This is a genomic window from Legionella sp. (genome assembly GCF_965140895.1).
Classification (GTDB): domain Bacteria; phylum Pseudomonadota; class Gammaproteobacteria; order Legionellales; family Legionellaceae; genus Legionella.
This window is the reverse complement of sequence record NZ_CBCSKT010000010.1, coordinates 1-17,614: the sequence shown is the minus strand read 5'-3', so window position 1 is coordinate 17,614 and position 17,614 is coordinate 1. Positions and strand designations below refer to the sequence as shown.

Below are 17,614 nucleotides of genomic sequence, written 5' to 3'. Positions count from 1 at the left end.
GTTCTAAATCCTAAAATACTGCCTTTTGTAATGAATCCATGACTTTAGGCGCTGAGTTTGATTCGGCATATGTACCAGACGAAAGGAAAAACGCGGTTAAGCTCATTCCCAATGCACATGATTTAATTTTCAACATTCATTCGTTCATTGAGTTAATGTATGTGTTAATTTTGAATTAGATAAAAAACGGCCGTCATTGCGAACGCAATGACGGCCGTTACATTCATGTGAATGCTTGTGAATTAATTGGATGAAGCCGCACGAATCTTTAATTGTTCTAAAGCCCCTTCCAAACGACTCAGTACTCTTTCCTTACCTAATAAAACCAGAGTCATATCAATAGAAGGTGACATACTTGAGCCTGTGACCGCAACCCGTAAAGGCTGAGCTATTTTCCCCATATTAATATCAAACTGAGCACAGGTATCATTAATGCATTCCTGCAACGCATCTTTTTGCCAATCAGTAACCGCTTTAAAACGCTCATATAGTGCTATTAATGGTTCTAAAACTACTGGGCGTAAATGCTTTTTCACAGCATCTTCATCATATTCAATTGAATCAGTAAAGAAATACATACTGATTTCAGCCATTTCAACTAAGTTTTTGCAGCGCTCGGCTTGAATCGCGACCAATTCCTTTAAATCGGGTCCTTTAGATAAATCCACACCGGCTTGTTCAAAATGCCAACTCAATGCTTTAGCCACCTCTTGAGGATCATCATTTTTTTGATAATGTTGGTTTAACCAATACAACTTATCATAATTAAAACTAGAAACACCCCTGCTCACGTTTTTAAGATCAAAACAGGAAATCATTTCATCCAGGCTAAAAATTTCCTGATCACCATGAGACCAGCCAAGGCGAACTAAATAGTTTAATAAAGCATGGGATAAAACACCCAGCTCTTTAAATTGCAACACGCTTACTGCACCATGACGTTTAGATAAACGTTTGCCATCATCACCTAAAATCATAGGTAAATGAGCGAACACCGGCACAGGAGCTTTTAACGCGCGAAATAAATTAATTTGTCTTGGTGTGTTATTCACATGATCATCACCGCGAATCACATGGGTAATGTTCATATCCAAATCATCAATAACTACCGCAAAGTTGTAGGTAGGATGCCCATCAGAACGTACCAGAATTAAATCATCCAACTCTTTATTGTCTACGTGAATTTCGCCATAAACCTCATCGGTGAAGGAAACCGTACCCTCTTCTGGATTTTTAAAGCGAATCACAAAAAGCTTATCTGTCTGCGGTAAATTTTTATTACGGCAATGACCATCGTATCGTGGCTTCTCCTTGGCAAGCAATTGAGCCTCACGCAATGCTTCCAGACGTTCTTTACTGCATTCGCAACGATAGGCCTTGCCTTCATCCAGAAATTGCTGTGCTACTTGATTATATCGTTCATAACGATCGGTTTGATAAAAAGGCCCTTCATTCCAATCTAATCCTAACCAAGTCATGCCATCTAAAATAGCTTGCACGGACTCTTGTGTAGAGCGCTCTCTATCGGTGTCTTCAATTCTTAAAATAAATTCGCCTTTATGACGCTTTGCATAAAGCCATGAAAATAAAGCGGTGCGCACACCACCCACATGTAAAAATCCGGTTGGACTTGGTGCAAATCGAGTTCTGACAGTCATAATCTCTTCTGTTGTTATGGGGTAAATAATCCATTGCCATTAAGCTAAGGAAAATTTGCAATGGTTTGTAGGTTTGGCCCTGGCCCAACCTACAACATATAAATATAATCCTTAACTTAATGGCAGCACTTTAAAAATAGCATTTTGAGTATATAATAACTGACTTTGTAGTCTGGGTGAAGCGCCTTACATAGAGACTGGAATGCTGCAAATAAATTGTGATAAACAGAACATAAAAGTCAGATTATCTACCCCCAGGAGTCATCCTTGAAAAGTATTGGTATTAAATATCAACTAAGAATTACCACCCTTATCCCAGCCTTTCTCGTCGCATTGCTCTTCGCAGTCTTTTACAATGGCCTCTTTGGTAATGATCTAAAACAGCACATGTCACGGCTGGGGGAAGCTTATATTCGCCAATTAGTGCCCGCAGCTCAATATGCTATGCTTCGTCGAGATGACCGCACTTTACAAGGCTTAATTAATGCGTCAACGATTAACCCTGAGGTTAAAGCACTCGCTTTTTATAATAGCGAAGGACAATTACTAGCCTATCGTGGCGGCAAGCATTCACTGCATAAACCCTTTTCCCCTCCTGACTTTACTGGAGATTATATTGAAAGCAAACAAATAAACCCCTTCACCATTAATTTCATTGCCCCAGTCACTATTCCTAAATTTAATCTGTACTCCAATACTACTTTTAGTAACAAGCAAGCAAATGCCTCAGCATTCCAAGCCGATGATATTCTTGGCTGGCTTTCCATTGATATTGATACACGCTCCATGTTGATCAAACGTTATCAAATGTTGATTGTCACTATTTTTATTACCTTATTTGGTTTGCTAATGGGATTAACCAGCCATTATTTTCTTTCTAAACGTATTTATTTGCCCATCTCTCATTTGCGTCGAAGCATGAAACAAATTCTACGTAACGAATTTGAAACCGAGATAAAAACCTCCAGCAAGGGTGAATTAGGTATTATTGAAAAAGGCTGCGCCCATTTACAAAAAAAATACCTCGATACCATTAAAGACCTTAATCAACATATTGAAGTCGCTACTGAAGACTTACAGCAAAGCTTGGAGCTGTTAGAAGAAAAGAATATTGAACTGTCCTTAGAAAAGAAAAAGACCGAAGAGAAAAGCCGACAAAAATCTGAATTTATTGCCAATATGAGCCACGAGATTCGTACACCAATGAATGGCGTCATTGGTTTCACTAACGTGTTACTCGAAAGTAAACTTGATCCTCTGCAGTTGGATTATGTCAAAACCATTAAATCGTCTGCTCAAGATTTATTAGGGATTATTAATGACATCCTCGACTTCTCGAAAATTGATGCCGGAAAATTACATCTCGATTGCATTCCCCTAAATATCCGACATTGTATTGATGAGGTACTTACCTTAGCAGCCCCTACTGCTCATAAGAAAGGAATTGATTTAATTCCGATTACCGGCATTGACGTACCCAAAACAGCCTTAGGCGATCCATTCCGTATTAAACAATTCATCAGTAATCTAATAACCAATGCCGTGAAGTTTACGGATCATGGCTATGTGCTTATACGAACTCGCATCGAGCAAGAAACAGAAAAAGATTACACCCTGTGCATTACGATCAGTGATACTGGATTGGGAATTTCACCGGAGGATCAAGGCAAACTATTCACTGCATTTAATCAAGCAGATACGAGCATCACCCGCCGTTATGGTGGCTCTGGTTTAGGCCTGGTAATTTGTAAAAAGCTTTGTGAAGAAATGGGTGGTCGTTTGAGCATGACCAGTGAACTCAATAAAGGCTCTGCCTTTACTGCCTATATTAAAGTAGAAAAATTAGCTGCTTATGAAATAGAAAAGAATCAAACACATCGCTTTGCCCATTTTAAAGTATTGTGCTTCGATGATAACCCACTGCATTTGGAAGCTCTATGTAATGGCCTAGGTTATTGGGGAATAGAATGTATTGCAGTGAATTCATTTAGCCAGTTGCCTCAAGCCTTAGATGATAACATAGACTGTAAAATGGCCTTCCTGAACGTAAACCAAGGCTGTGAACGGCAAATGGAAAAAATTATTGCAGCACATAATCATTTCCCTTACGTACTTATTTCTAAATGGCATATTCATGATTATGCGGCATTAGGCGCACATGGCTTTTTATTTAAACCCATTAGTATCCAAAAACTACAAGATATCATTGAGTTACTCATTAATGAAAGCCCCCAAAAAAAACAAGGGGACCATGAATTAGATGGCTTGCGCGAACAATTACGTTTTCTGCATCCAGATTTATTAATTGCTGAGGATAATCCGGTAAATAAAATGCTCCTGGATTCATTGTTAGGAACCCATGCCAACATTGATGCGGTAGACGATGGGGAAATGGCTGTTGCTTCCTGCAATGAGAAAAAATACGATATTATCCTGCTTGATTTGCAAATGCCTAAGCTAAATGGTTTAGATGCCGCGCGTATCATTCGTCAAAAATCACAACTCAATCGACATACACCTGTCGTTTTGATTAGCGCCAATAGCAGTGATGTCAATAATGCAGAGTTAAAGAAATCTGGTATCAACCTTTGCCTGCAAAAGCCTATTGATGAAAAACAATTACTGATGCATATTCTACGTATCGTTGATAGAGCCAAACATGCCGCGATTGATTGGCAACTCTGTGTACAAAAAGTTTCAGGAAATCAAGAGCTTGCTGAAGAATTTTTACGTCAATTCGTTGAAGAATTACATAAAAATCGTGAAGAGTTTCTTGAGCTAATGCATAACAACGACATCAAACAGCTTGGCGCTGCGGCACATAAGCTTCACGGTGCATGTTGCTTTTCCGGAGTACCAACCTTACAAGCGAAGGTAATCCTGGTAGAAAAAATGGCCGCTCGTCCAGCTTCTGTTGAAGAACTCGCCATTCCCTTTGCCGAATTAATTCAAAGTATTGATGCGGTAATTAGCGAGTATGAAAATCTACCTGAAAATACCTAGAGTTTATTGACATTTTTAGTATCCGAGCCAAAATGGGCTGATTTTTTTAATTGATAAACACGACTATCTTCTAAAAAATTAAATGATACGGAGGCTGGGCTTGTTAGCCCAGCAAACATTAACCTTAGGATTACACACTTTTAAACACAGGCAAGCATCAGACGAATAGACTCATAAAGCAGGAGAAAAAATGACAATAAAAAATGCTATCTATGCACAATCAGGCGGTGTAACCGCAGTAATTAATGCCTCAGCTTGTGCTGTAATTCAAACCGCTAAGTTATACCCTGAGCAGATCGGCAAAGTATACGCTGCTAAAAATGGGATTATTGGCGCATTAAACGAAGAATTAATCGATACGTCATTAGAAACAGATGCAGATATTGCCAAATTAATGCAAACACCTTCTGGCGCTTTTGGTTCCTGCCGTTATAAATTAAAGAATGAGGGTGATGAATACGCGCGTCTAATCGAAGTTTTTAAGGCCCATAACATAGGTTATTTTTTCTATAATGGTGGTGGAGACTCCCAAGATACAGCGCATAAAGTATCACAGTTAGGCGAGAAAATGGGTTATCCAATTACCTGTATTGGAATTCCCAAAACGGTCGATAATGACTTACCATTTACTGACGCCTGTCCTGGTTTTGGTTCTGTTGCTAAATACGTTGCGATTTCAACTAAAGAAGCAGGATTTGATGTGGCATCCATGGCCGCCTCTTCTACTAAAGTATTTATTCTTGAAGTAATGGGACGTCATGCAGGCTGGATCGCAGCATCCGGTGGCTTGGCCAGTGAAAATTCCAGCGAACCACCACATATTATTCTATTACCTGAAGTCACTTTTGAACCAACTAAGTTTCTTAAAAAGGTTGATGACTGTGTTAAAGAACATGGTTATTGCGTTGTGGTCGTTTCTGAGGGAATTCGCAATAGTGAAGGTAAATTCTTGAGTGATGCCGGTTTACGCGATGCATTTGGCCATGCACAACTTGGCGGTGTTGCACCAGTTATTGCTCAATTAGTTAAAACTGAACTAGGCTATAAATACCACTGGGCGGTAGCGGACTACCTCCAGCGTGCTGCGCGCCATATTGCTTCTAAAGTTGATGTAGAGCAAGCTTATGCTTTAGGAAAAGCAGCGGTTGAATATGCGGTTAAAGGCCATAATGCGATCATGCCTATTATCGTGCGTGAACAAGATGAACCTTATCAATGGTCCATCAATCATGTGCCTTTAGCAAACGTAGCGAATCAGGAAAAAGCCATGCCCGCAGAATATATTTCTGAAGATGGAATGGGAATTACCGAGGCATGCCGACGTTATTTAGCCCCATTGATTCAAGGTGAAGCCTATCCTGAATACGTTAATGGTTTACCTGATTATGTTCGTTTAAAAAATAAGTTGGTTGCTAAGAAACTTTAAAAGAGCTTACATTGTACTGCAGGGGCTATCCCCTGTAGCCTTATCTCAAATACGATTATATTTAGGAGCAACACATGAAACAGAAAGGCTTAACATTAATAGAATTGATGATTGTTATAGCTATTATTGGGGTTCTTGCTTCCCTTGCTATCCCAGCCTATCAAGATTACCTGATTAGAGCCCGAGTCACAGAAGGTTTGAGTTTAGCGACTACGGCACAAACTACGGTTTCTGAAAATGCCATGACCGGAAATACTGATTTAAGTATGGGATGGACCAGTCCCACCGCTACGGCTATTGTAAAAAATGTCAGTATTGCCAAAAACACTGGGGTAATTACTATTAATTACACCCCACTTGCCCAAAATGTTGCAATCACCATGAGTCCCAAATCCAAAGGCGAGCTCCTCAGTGCAGGTACACCGCCTACGACATCCATTACCTGGATTTGTGCAGTAACTGAAAAAAATAATAACCGATATGTTCCGGCAAATTGTAGGATTTAGTATGTCACGAAAAATACGTATAGAAGAAATGTTAAATCAGGAAATTAGCCCTGTTTATTTAAGTGTTGACGATGAGTCATCAAATCATCATGTTCCTGAAGGTGCAGAAACTCATTTTAAAGTGACAGCAATCTCTTCTAAATTTATTGGTTTAAGTCGTGTTGCCCGACATCGTTTAGTTAATCATTTACTCGCAAATGAGTTTGACTTAGGGTTGCACGCCTTAAGCATGCATCTCTACACTCCGGAAGAATGGGAAAAAAATGAAACCGTTCCTAAGTCGCCGTCTTGTCGTGATGGATATAAGAATAAATAAATAATTTGTGACGTGGGCCAAGGTTTAATGGCCCACGTCACAGGTCTGTGCGACCTAGCTAAAATAATAAATTAAGCTTGAGTCCGAATAAGTAAATCAGGATTGTAATTAATTGCTTCAAAATTAGAGAGGAAATTCATGGCATACATAGCATTTTAAAGTATGTTAAGTATATAATGCTCCCCTTTTAATAACTCGAACGAATTAATGAACAACTGGTCTTCGGAAAAAATTTCTGCACTTGCTTTAGTCCTCTTGATAACCGGTGCTATTGATAGCATTAGAAATTTACCCGGTACGGCATTGTTCGGCTCATCGTTAATCTTCTTTTTTATCTTTTCGGCCATTGTTTTTTTGATTCCGGTCGCCATGGTTGCAGCCGAGTTAGCCTCAACTTGGTCTGAAGAAGAAGGCGGTATTTACAGCTGGGTAAATCATGCCTATGGAGAGAATGTGGCCTTCTTTACAATTTGGCTGCAATGGATAAATACCTTGGTCTGGTATCCCACCATTCTTTCATTTATTGCCGGTGCATTGGCTTATTTAGTCAATCCGGAGCTAGCACAAAATAAATACTATTTGATCGCGGTAATTCTCACCATTTTCTGGTCTTTAACCTTTGTCGGTTTATCAGGATTGCGTGCTTCTGCTCATTTTGCCGGAATTTGTGCCATCTTAGGTATGATTATTCCCATGGGTTTTATTATTGTGCTAGCAATTATCTGGCTTATTAAAGGGAATCCTATTGCCATTGATTTCAGTCTTGCTCATTTATTACCTCAATGGAAAGACAGTCAATCCTGGGTTTCACTTACAGCAATTATGACGTCATTTTTAGGTATGGAGCTGGCTGCGGTGCATGTGCGGAACGTGAAAGATCCGCAAAAGAACTTCCCCCGTGCCCTCTTCTTTTCAGGCTTACTTATCTTATCAACGATGATTTTAGGCTCTCTAGCGATTGCCTTCGTATTACCGAAAGAGAAAATTAGTCTTGTGGATGGTGTAATGCAGGCATTTAGTAATTTTTTCCATGCCTATCATTTAACTTGGCTCATGCCTATTTTGATTGTTCTTTTACTCTTAGGCAGCTTGGGTAGCATGATCAATTGGATTATCTCCCCTGCCAAAGGCTTGCTCATGGCAGCAAATCATAATTTTTTACCGAAATCCCTATGCAAATTAAACAAGCATGGCGTTGCCTCACGCATTTTAATCGCACAGGCAGTATTAGTAACGGTATTATGCAGTGGCTTTCTTTTATTCCCCAGTGTGAATGCGATTTATTGGTTGTTCACGGCTTTAAGTACTGAATTGTACATTATGATGTATGTACTGATGTTTATTGCTGCGTGGAAGCTTAAAGCAAAATTTGCTCATGTACAAAGACCCTTTGCAATACCTGGTGGTAAGCCTGGCTATTATCTTACCTGCATCTTGGGTTTATGCGGCTGTACTATGACCCTAATTGTAGGTTTTATACCTCCTGTCGAGTTCATGAATTTTGGTAGTGCTTCTCATTTTCGCTTGGTTTTCTCTATAGGTATTTTTGTAATGATTTTACCTGCAGTCTTCCTTTACTGGCGCAAACGATGTCAAGAGCCCAGTTTATAGTATTACCTAGCCCGTATTAGCACAACCTAATACGGGTATTCGTGCCACAACCTCATGAGAGAATATCATGCCATCACAAAAGCTAGATTTATTGTGTAAACAAATTGAAAATCAAGATACAGATGATTTTGGTAAATTTTACATGTACGTTAGTTTATTAAAATCAGTTGCTGTACGAAATACCACCTTTACTAGCGGGCTACCCAAATATAATCACGGAATGGCATTTTGGAAAAAAAACAGTTTAATACTTGGGGAATTACCTAAAGATTTCCCAGATGAAGTCGCAGCTTATGCACGTGAGTTCATTAATACAGAGCCCAAAGTATCAAACCTTTTTTATAACATTGCAATGACGTACATTCGCAAAGGAAACATTGCTGATTTAATTTATATTATTGATAAGATGCTTACTCATCTTCAAGCGATAAATAACACACAAAGTCACAACCAAGAAATTTCCAACTATATTGATTTTATTAAAAAAAAACCGGAGATTATCAAATTTATTGAGCAAATTTCCACATGCAATCAACAACTACTTTCTACCGTAGATAGTACGTGTAACGCTGCTTTATTTACCGGAGCTGTTCTTTTATTGAGCTTTATATTTTCCTTGGCACCTTCCTTAATTGTTCTGGGACTCATGGCTGGAGGAGCCTATAATGCCTACTCTTATGCTATTCAAGCCTATGAGCAAGGAGTAGAAACAGGGAAAAAGATAACGCTACTAGGCGAAAAGTTAACAAGCCTCCCTTATGAGACGAGCCTATTGAGCAATAAAAGTCACAATAGCTTTTTCACTGCAATCATCACGCCATTACCCCACGCTGCGATTACAGCAGGAGAACAGCTAGCCCCCAATAAGTCATGGCTAGACAATGCCTCCCAATGGCATGAGCAAGTAGAGAGTACTTGTAGCTTATTCATGAAATAAATAGTGTAGGGATGGCAAAATGTTTTGCCCCCTTTTGCTAAGCAGTAACCTGCTTGCAACCAGGCTCTGCCGAACGAATACTATTCGCAATCGTTCGGGTGAATGGATTTATAGCGTATCTTTTTCTTCCAAGGGAATAACTCGTGCCTCATGCTCTAACATAACCGGAATATCGCCATGAATGGGAAAGGCTAAACGATCAAATTTACAAATTAATTCATTTTTTTTATGAATAAGTTTGCCCTTACATAAAGGGCAAACCAGAATTTCCAATAATTTTTTATCCACCAAGATCTCCTTCACTCAATTAAGAGTTCTTATCGTATGTTACTTGATTGCGAACGTATACTGGCTGTGCATCAGCAACAGCAATGGCAGCTAGATTATTCGCCCGTGCCAATTCAATCATCGCTGCAGCATTTGGATATACGGTTAACCTGTTGCTCACTTGTGCCTTTAAAGCATCAGGAAAATCAGCCCAGTACTCATCAATACCTACCCCAGCAAGTACAATCGGTTGCGCAGAAGGCACTGTAATGTCAGCAACTGCATTCACGCACTCTTCTGCAACATACTGTGCTTGCGGGTAATAAGCCCAATACATCTCATGCATGCGCGCATCTAATACGGCCAATACAGCGGAATCTGCTTGGCGTGCGCCCCAAGCAATAGTCGCCAGGTTGCTCACCGGAATTAAGCCCAAATCATGAGCATAAGCCAAGCCTTTAGCAATGCTGCAAGCAATACGTAAGCCCGTAAAACTACCTGGTCCGCAACCAAAAATAATGCCATCCAACTGCGTCATTGATATATTTGCCTTTGCCAATAACTCATCAATCATAGGCAGCAAAAATTGCGCATGGGTTCGTTGAGTCCCCTGCTCTTGATGCAGTAGCTCATCACCAAACGATACCGCGACACTTGCTTGTTCTGTTGATGTATCAATCGCTAACAGTTTCATAATCTAATGCCAACTCTCTAATAAATTTTAAAACCTTTTCTTCATCACGTGTTTTGGGAAGTTTCGGCAAACTGGCTAGAATACGTCGCCCATACTCTCTACCAGTAAGGCGCGGATCAGCAATAACTAAGATGCCTTTGTCTGTATTATCCCTAATTAAACGCCCTACCCCTTGTTTCAATGCGATTACCGCGTTGGGTAAAGATAATTCATCAAATCCAGACAGCCCTTTTTCTTTTAAATAAGCCATTCGTCCCCTGATAACTGGGTCAACTGGACTGGAAAAAGGTAATTTATCAATGATAACACAAGAAAGCGCCTCTCCCTTAACATCAACGCCTTCCCAAAAGGTTGCCGTACCTAATAAAATTGCATTACCTAATTGCCGAAAACGTTCGAGCAAAATAGACTTTGCCTCCGTCCCTTGAATTAATATCGGGTAGTTTATGACACCGTCCATCATTTGAGCAACCTGTTTTAGCGCTTTATGGCTGGTAAATAAGAAGAAGCAACGCCCCCCTAACTCTTCAATAATGGGTACCACTCGTTTAAGCAACAAATCATAATAATTTTGATTTTTAGGGTCAGGTAATCCGCGCGGCAAATAAAGTAAGGCTTGTTCCTGATAATCAAAAGGACTAGGTAACAGTAAGGTTTTTGCTTCATCTAATCCAAGAGGGCTACAAAAACAGTCAAAGGAATCTGCCATGGTTAAAGTTGCGGACGTAAAAACATAAGTACAGGATTGTCTTTTGAGTAACTGACTAAAAGGTTCCGCGACGGTATAAGGAGTTGCATGAAATACTAAGGTATGTTTAAAACGCTCTAACCAACGAATTTTATCGTTTTGTGTCTGAGTAAACAGTTGCAATACGCCGCCAAACTCGTCTAAACGCTCCTTGCAACGAACTAAACCAGGCTTTTCCGCAATCGCCTCTGCATCAAAGCATTCTAGTAATTCGCTTTGTAAGCTCAGCCAATTATCCCAAATCCCCATAAAGGTTTTGTTACGTTTAAGCTCTTCCCAACTGCTGCGCTCATCAAAAGCAGAGACATGCGTCACTAATTCATCCATCAGCTTATCTGCTTTGAAACTTAATGCTTTTAACGGTTGGTTCGCCAAATCAATCGCCGGCCACTCCCGAATCACATCATCAACTAAATCGCGAAATTGACGTGTGCCGATGCGGTCGCCATTAAAATGAGTGGCAATTTCTGCCAATTGATGAGCCTCATCGAAAATAACCACATCAACACCAGGTAATAATTCCCCAAAACCCTCATCTTTCAAACGAGAATCAGCAAAGAACAAATGATGATTAATAACCACCACATCAGCAGTTAAGGCTCGCTTACGTGCTTTTATCAAAAAGCAGTCTTCATAATTTGGGCATTCCGCCCCTAAACAGTTATCAACAGTTGAGGTGACATAAGGCCATACCGGAGAATCTTCGCTTAACTCAGGTAACTCGGAGCGATCACCTAATTTCATCTGCGATAATTTACTACGCACATGAACCACCTCATGTGCGCATTGCGGGCTTTGAAACTGCCCTTCTTCGGCATGCAATTCAACCCGATGCTGGCAAATATAATTTGCCCTGCCCTTTAAATTTTGGATGCGTGTAGAAAGACCTAAAGCACGAACCAAAGTAGGCAAATCTTTTTGATAAAGCTGATCTTGTAAAGTTTTAGTGGCCGTAGAAATAAGTGCTTTCTTGCCACTAAGCAGGCAGGGCAATAAATAGGCGAAAGTTTTCCCAGTTCCAGTTCCTGCTTCAGCAACTAAAATTGATTTGTCCTCAATCGCCTGAGCAATAGCCTCAGCCAAATCAGACTGAGGCGCTCTCGCCATAAATCCAGGGATGGCTGTTGAAAGCCGACCTTTTTCACTCAGGCTGTGTCGGCATGATTCGCTAAGGGAAGTGATTTCGACTACTCTTCTTGTAAATATTGCAGTTTATCAGTTACCCCTTCCCAATCTTTAGCATCTTCGGGAGCGTCTTTTTTAGCAGTAATATTCGGCCATTTTTGCGCAAGTCTCGCATTTAATTCTTTAAACTGCTGTTGCTCATCAGTTAAATCATCCTCAGAAACAATAGCATTCACCGGGCATTCTGGCTCGCATAATGCGCAATCAATACATTCATCGGGATGGATCACTAAAAAATTAGGCCCCTCATAAAAACAATCAACAGGACAGACCTCAACACAATCTGTGTACTTACAACGGATGCAACTTTCAGTTACGACAAAAGTCATGATAAACCTTTCCAAATACGAATAAAGAATAGGTGTTATTAAAGCACAAAACCAGGTATTGGTGGTAGTAATTATCTCTTGCTGAAGCCAGATTTAATCAGGCTTGCCCTGTAATTTAAAATCCAAAAATAACCACTATGCTCTTGAATAACACACCGCACTGTGTTAAATTTATTCAATTTTATTTTTAAGGTTCAACTAGAACCTTTTTATACCATTATCGCTTTTTGTCCGGAGCACCAATGACTCAGTTAAACAATCCATTTGACTCAGCAAATAATCCTGAAATTCAAAAACTTATAGAGAAGTTTAATAAGACACCAAAAGAAAATTATTTAGAGCGATGTTTTTACTTGCAAAAAATTAATTTTTTCCTGAAAAATACTCGAAGTGATACAGAATTAACTCGTTGGCTAGATGCCAGTTCAGAAGAAGAAGGAAGTTGGCAAGCACTATTAAAATCTTTTGATATTAATCCTCTAGCAGACTCCCTGTTACAAACAACTCAATTTGCTAATGTAGTAGCAAACAGTACCGAGCAACTGCCTGCACTGCGCAAAGAAGAGAGTGCACAGAAATTAACAGAAGCACTCAATCAATTATTAAAACAAAACCTACCTTTTGAACGTTGCCGAAAACAGTTTCATGAACTGAACTATCGAATTAGTCAGGTATTTGCAAAACTTGCCCCTTATCCTCAATATGGGCGAGGCCCGCTAAAGACATTTATTGAGCAATTTAATGCACTTCCTCAAGATGATCACATCCAGCGTATAGTTCAGTTACAACGAATCCAATATCAATTGAACAAAGTTCCTTTAAACGAGAATTTATTTAATTGGCGCAATGACCATCCTGACCGTACCGGCTCTTGGGAATCACTTTTAACTACTTACGGTATTGACCCGGACGGCTCCTTTTTCTTAAAAAGCGCCCAATTTGCAAAAGCCATAAAAAGCAGAATGAGGGATTACCCTGCCTTAGAAAAAGATGAGACCTATAACAATCTCCACAAGCTAATGCAACGACGAGATGCGCTCCTTGAAAAAACCGATCTGAATGCCAACGAGAGGACTTTATACATTGGTCTGTGCTGCCGTATTGATTATTTAATAGAGCATGACACCAAATATAAAAGCACTAAAGAAAGACACCTTCGTGATTTAGGTCAAGCCAAAGCTAAAGTAGCCGCAATTAAAGGCCATAACGAAGAAGAGAGTGAAAATTATCATACTGCTGTTTTAGGTACTCACCAAGCGAACAATTTTAATTTCACCCTAGATATCAAAGTGTTTGAAGAAGAGTTTGAAAGAGAAGAATCTAAAAAGGAAGCGTCGAAACGATTTGTTATGCGTATCGAAGATCGCCCACAATTAGGCATTGAACAAAAATTACAGTCTTATGAAGTAACTGATTATTTTGCTGATGATGTTTCATTTTCGATGATTCGATTCAAAGATGTAGACGGTGATGTCTGCTATAAGCCTTTGGTCGTAAGCCAATTTGCCAATGAAGGCGATCTGAGTAGCGTGGCGAAAAAGTTACGGGACAAAAATACCACGCTTATTTTGAGCCATGCAAAACATTACTTCGAAAGAATAAATAACTTTTGCATCAAATTAAAAGAAGCTGATGTATACCATCCGGATATAAAATTAAGCAATTTCCTGGCTCATAATAATCGATTACTTGTCGCGGATAGAAAAACCTTTGTTAGCGGAAAGTCTCAACTCGCATCAAATTTACGCTCTTCACCTCAATATGCACCACAAGAATATACTGACTGTCTCAATGAAGACCAGGATGGATATGTAGCCAAAGCCTATAAAACCCGCTTTGATATGGAACAATTTATGGCATACCAAATCGGTATGGCTCTTAAGGAATTCTTATTATTAACAAAACTGGATCAGCTACCCGATGACTATTGGAGTCCTGATTGCGATATAGAGTCCTATTTTAAAGACGGAAACAATCAACTAAAGAACTATATTTTGCTCATTCGTGAAATGACTCGCCAAGAAGAAGGTAGAAGATTGTCCATTAGCCAAATGCAAAAATTATTAACTACCATCAGTAAGCAACCGATTAATTTTTATGAAGACGTAGAAAATATGCTCCCTTCAGCATCAGTGGGGCTTGAAAACGAATATAATGAAATCCAGGCATTATTAAATAGTAACCTGAGCAATGAGGAATTATTGAAACAAGCCAATCCTCTCTTTATTCAATTAAGCACTCGAGATCCTCAAGAATGTCGCCTGAGTCGACTTGCTGAAAAGCTAGCAATTAAATGCTACGAACAATGTTCGAAGACTTATTTTGCAACTATTTCAAAATCCATTGAAACAGCACTATTAGAGCAAGACTGGCCGCATGCTAGCTTCACTCAAAAATTGATTCATTACCTATCTTTCGGCTACTTCCGTGTACCTCAGGTAACTGATGTAACGCAAATAAAAATTGCTTTGGATTTTTCAGGATCGGAATTCCAATCCCATTTTACTCCATTTATATCCTTATCTAAAACACATCTGCAACATTTGGGACCTAAACAATCTCAACACGTAATTGATTTCTTACAAGCGAATATGACGGAAATAAAAACAACATTTGCGACAACCCTTTCTGACGGTAGCAATGAGATAGAATCAAATCCGAATGAGCAGCCGCAACAGCCATTGGCAAGCCTCTCCTCAGACGAATCCGATTCAGATCTGAGCGAGGAATCATTAGGAGATGAATCCCTTTCAAGTAGTATTGTTATTCATAAAACAAAGAAAACGGATGGAGATAAGCAATCACAACCAGCTAGCTTTATCATTAAAAGTATTGCTGAAACCGATGAAAAGGATGGAGAAGAAGAAGAAAACTCAGGCAGTGTAGTTTATATTCCAAATCCAAGTTCGGATGCAACTCCAGAAGCAGATGCTGAGGAGAAACAAATTGAGCAGAAAGAAAAAGCAAAGGCTACTCTGCGATTTTTTGCCGCAGTTAAAAAACAAGAACCAAGCTCTTATCAAGCAAGAAATGAAAATAGATTCTTCAGTAGAGCCACTCTACGCGGCACAAGTATTGTTTTTAAAGGGGAAGCACTCAATTCATTAATGGCGGCTGTTGCTGGGCAGGAAATGGAATCCACTAATCCCTCCGCTCAAAACTCCCTAATAGCAGTTTGCTAAGTGGTCAAGATAAGTGCTCAAGGACGAGCGCATATTTTAATAAACTCAATTAGTTAAACAAAGAAAACGCAAGTAAGTCTTACAGTTCAGTCCAACAAGTTATATTATACCTGTTTTCCAATTTATATTTAGCAATGCTTTAAAAATTGTCTATATTATAGATAAGGTGGTCTTTTTAAAACCAACCCATATCTGAGACAAACAGTATAAAGTATATTGAATAAATGGAGTTATTATGCCAATACATGAACGACGACAACACTTCCGTATCGAGGATTATATATACTTTAACTACCGAATTATGGAACCGGGTGAAATGTGCTCAGATAGAGCCGTTGTCGATGAGTTATTGGGTAAAAATGGACAACGCTATTTAGAAGCATCGCATTATTTCCAAAATATTGACTACGAATTAGCCGAATTAACTCAGGCTATTGCATTAAAAGACCCAGCTTTAGCTCATTATCTTAATCTATTAAATACCAAAATAGACTATTTGTCTCGGCAAATGCTGATGACCAATACCATTCAAATGCGTAAGGTAAACATTAGTCTTGGCGGCATGGCATTTAAAACAACAGAACTTATTAAAGAAAAAACCAATTTAAAGATGGTTATCTATACCAAGCCCAAAATGATCCCGATTATTTTAGAGGCTACTGTGGTTTACAGCCAATATCAAAGTGAACACCATTATCGTACGGCAGTAACATTTAATGGTCTAACTGATGAACAAGAGCAGATTTTATCCCAGCATATTTTATTGGGACAAGTAAAAACCCGCTCCGACTAAAAAGGTTACAAAATTAGTTAATCCACAGTAAACTACACCCTTCCTAATAGGTCCCTCCCCCAGTGACCTATTATCATACTCTCCGACATTCTACAGAGAAACATTACTGTTATAAGAGGTAAATTATGACTAGAATTGTACATTGTTGTAAATTAAAGCGCGATGCAGAAGGTATGTTAAAAGCCCCCTTCCCTGGAGTCCTGGGTGAGCGCATTTTAAATGAAGTATCAAAAGAAGCCTGGAACATGTGGCTGTCTCATCAAACCATGTTAATCAATGAATATCGATTAAATTTGCTTGAACTCAAATCAAGAGAATTTTTAAAAGAAGAAATGCAAAAGTTTTTCTTTGGTGAAGGCTCAGAAAAACCTGCCGGATATACTCCAAATTAGTCCATTTTGAAACATAATGACCCAACCTGTTGAGTGGCCTCAGATTTTTCCAAAAAAAATGAAATCAATGCTTGACTCTAAGGCCATAAAGCGGTTTAATGCATCCCATTGGGGCCAGATAGCTCAGTCGGTAGAGCAGAGGATTGAAAATCCTCGTGTCGGCGGTTCGATTCCGTCTCTGGCCACCATGTAAATCAATGAGTTACGTGGTGGCGCTCCAAATTAAAAAAGTAACATTCAAAAAATGTAACCAGTTTGTAACCTCATTTACAAGCCTTTTTCAATTTTTATAAAATATTCTGCAATCTCACTTAATTCCTATATATTTCCAATTAGATGTCCATAAACGTTAACTATACTTAAACGATAATATCTTTGAAGAGAGTATTTTGGTATATCTCACATTCCGCACCATCCCATCTAAATTTTCTCAATTAGTTGTTTGTCCAAATTTCCAACAATCCAATTTAAATAATCGTACATAAAGCCCGGGGATTTGCTCCGTTCCTGTTATTTGTGCCCCCAATAACAGCGTATCCCCTGGATCTCAGGAGTTTGATTGTGTAT

The 17,614-nt window shown here is 39.2% G+C and carries 14 protein-coding genes and 1 tRNA gene; 10 read left to right on the top strand and 5 right to left on the bottom strand.

All coding sequences use genetic code 11. From position 1 onward, the window contains the following. Positions 1-242: 242 nt before the first annotated feature. Positions 243-1,658, bottom strand: a complete 1,416-nt coding sequence (gltX, locus tag ACQY7T_RS01180) for a glutamate--tRNA ligase (RefSeq protein ID WP_428410905.1) — start codon at positions 1,656-1,658, stop codon at positions 243-245. Positions 1,659-1,925: 267 nt separating this feature from the next. Here gltX and letS point away from each other — a divergent pair, with 267 nt between their 5' ends. From letS to ACQY7T_RS01150, 6 genes are all read left to right on the top strand, one after another. Continuing rightward, positions 1,926-4,661 (top strand): two-component system sensor histidine kinase LetS, encoded by a 2,736-nt coding sequence (letS, locus tag ACQY7T_RS01175; RefSeq protein ID WP_428410904.1) that lies wholly within the window; start codon positions 1,926-1,928, stop codon positions 4,659-4,661. Between the two features lie 190 nt (positions 4,662-4,851). Next, positions 4,852-6,087 (top strand): 6-phosphofructokinase, encoded by a 1,236-nt coding sequence (locus tag ACQY7T_RS01170; protein ID WP_428410903.1) that lies wholly within the window; start codon positions 4,852-4,854, stop codon positions 6,085-6,087. Positions 6,088-6,161: 74 nt separating this feature from the next. Next, positions 6,162-6,593: a pilin gene (locus ACQY7T_RS01165; protein WP_428410902.1), complete on the top strand. Its 432-nt coding sequence runs from the start codon at positions 6,162-6,164 to the stop codon at positions 6,591-6,593. A 1-nt stretch (position 6,594) separates the two neighbouring features. Beyond that, on the top strand, positions 6,595-6,909 hold the full coding sequence (locus tag ACQY7T_RS01160) for a BolA family protein (protein WP_428410901.1): 315 nt from the start codon (positions 6,595-6,597) through the stop codon (positions 6,907-6,909). Between the two features lie 207 nt (positions 6,910-7,116). Then, a complete protein-coding gene (locus ACQY7T_RS01155; protein WP_428410900.1) occupies positions 7,117-8,520 on the top strand; it encodes an APC family permease in 1,404 nt (467 codons plus the stop codon). A gap of 67 nt (positions 8,521-8,587) precedes the next feature. Continuing rightward, positions 8,588-9,457, top strand: coding sequence for a hypothetical protein (locus ACQY7T_RS01150; RefSeq protein ID WP_428410899.1), 870 nt, complete (start codon positions 8,588-8,590; stop codon positions 9,455-9,457). 108 nt (positions 9,458-9,565) lie between these two features. On the opposite strand, the gene ACQY7T_RS01145 is transcribed toward ACQY7T_RS01150, so the two are convergent. The 4 genes from ACQY7T_RS01145 to fdxA all read right to left on the bottom strand — a co-directional run bounded on the left by ACQY7T_RS01145 (position 9,566) and on the right by fdxA (position 12,680). Beyond that, positions 9,566-9,745, bottom strand: a complete 180-nt coding sequence (locus ACQY7T_RS01145) for a Trm112 family protein (protein WP_428410898.1) — start codon at positions 9,743-9,745, stop codon at positions 9,566-9,568. A 19-nt stretch (positions 9,746-9,764) separates the two neighbouring features. After that, the gene (tsaB, locus tag ACQY7T_RS01140) at positions 9,765-10,418 is read right to left on the bottom strand and encodes a tRNA (adenosine(37)-N6)-threonylcarbamoyltransferase complex dimerization subunit type 1 TsaB (RefSeq protein WP_428410897.1); all 654 of its coding nucleotides are present in this window, start codon (positions 10,416-10,418) and stop codon (positions 9,765-9,767) included. Beyond that, positions 10,399-12,273 carry an ATP-dependent DNA helicase gene (locus tag ACQY7T_RS01135; RefSeq protein ID WP_428410896.1) on the bottom strand — a complete coding sequence of 625 codons (1,875 nt, stop codon included), beginning with the start codon at positions 12,271-12,273 and terminating at the stop codon, positions 10,399-10,401. The genes tsaB and ACQY7T_RS01135 overlap by 20 nt, the downstream gene beginning before the upstream one ends. Before the next feature lie 80 nt (positions 12,274-12,353). Continuing rightward, on the bottom strand, positions 12,354-12,680 hold the full coding sequence (fdxA, locus tag ACQY7T_RS01130; protein ID WP_428410895.1) for a ferredoxin FdxA: 327 nt from the start codon (positions 12,678-12,680) through the stop codon (positions 12,354-12,356). A 242-nt stretch (positions 12,681-12,922) separates the two neighbouring features. Here fdxA and ACQY7T_RS01125 point away from each other — a divergent pair, with 242 nt between their 5' ends. The 4 genes from ACQY7T_RS01125 to ACQY7T_RS01110 all read left to right on the top strand — a co-directional run bounded on the left by ACQY7T_RS01125 (position 12,923) and on the right by ACQY7T_RS01110 (position 17,235). After that, a complete protein-coding gene (locus ACQY7T_RS01125) occupies positions 12,923-15,862 on the top strand; it encodes a hypothetical protein (RefSeq protein WP_428410894.1) in 2,940 nt (979 codons plus the stop codon). Positions 15,863-16,097: 235 nt separating this feature from the next. After that, a complete protein-coding gene (locus ACQY7T_RS01120) occupies positions 16,098-16,655 on the top strand; it encodes a PilZ domain-containing protein (protein ID WP_058535562.1) in 558 nt (185 codons plus the stop codon). 125 nt (positions 16,656-16,780) lie between these two features. Next, positions 16,781-17,047 (top strand): oxidative damage protection protein, encoded by a 267-nt coding sequence (locus ACQY7T_RS01115; protein WP_428410893.1) that lies wholly within the window; start codon positions 16,781-16,783, stop codon positions 17,045-17,047. Positions 17,048-17,159: 112 nt separating this feature from the next. Next, positions 17,160-17,235, top strand: a tRNA-Phe gene (locus tag ACQY7T_RS01110). The last annotated feature ends 379 nt before the right edge of the window (positions 17,236-17,614 follow it).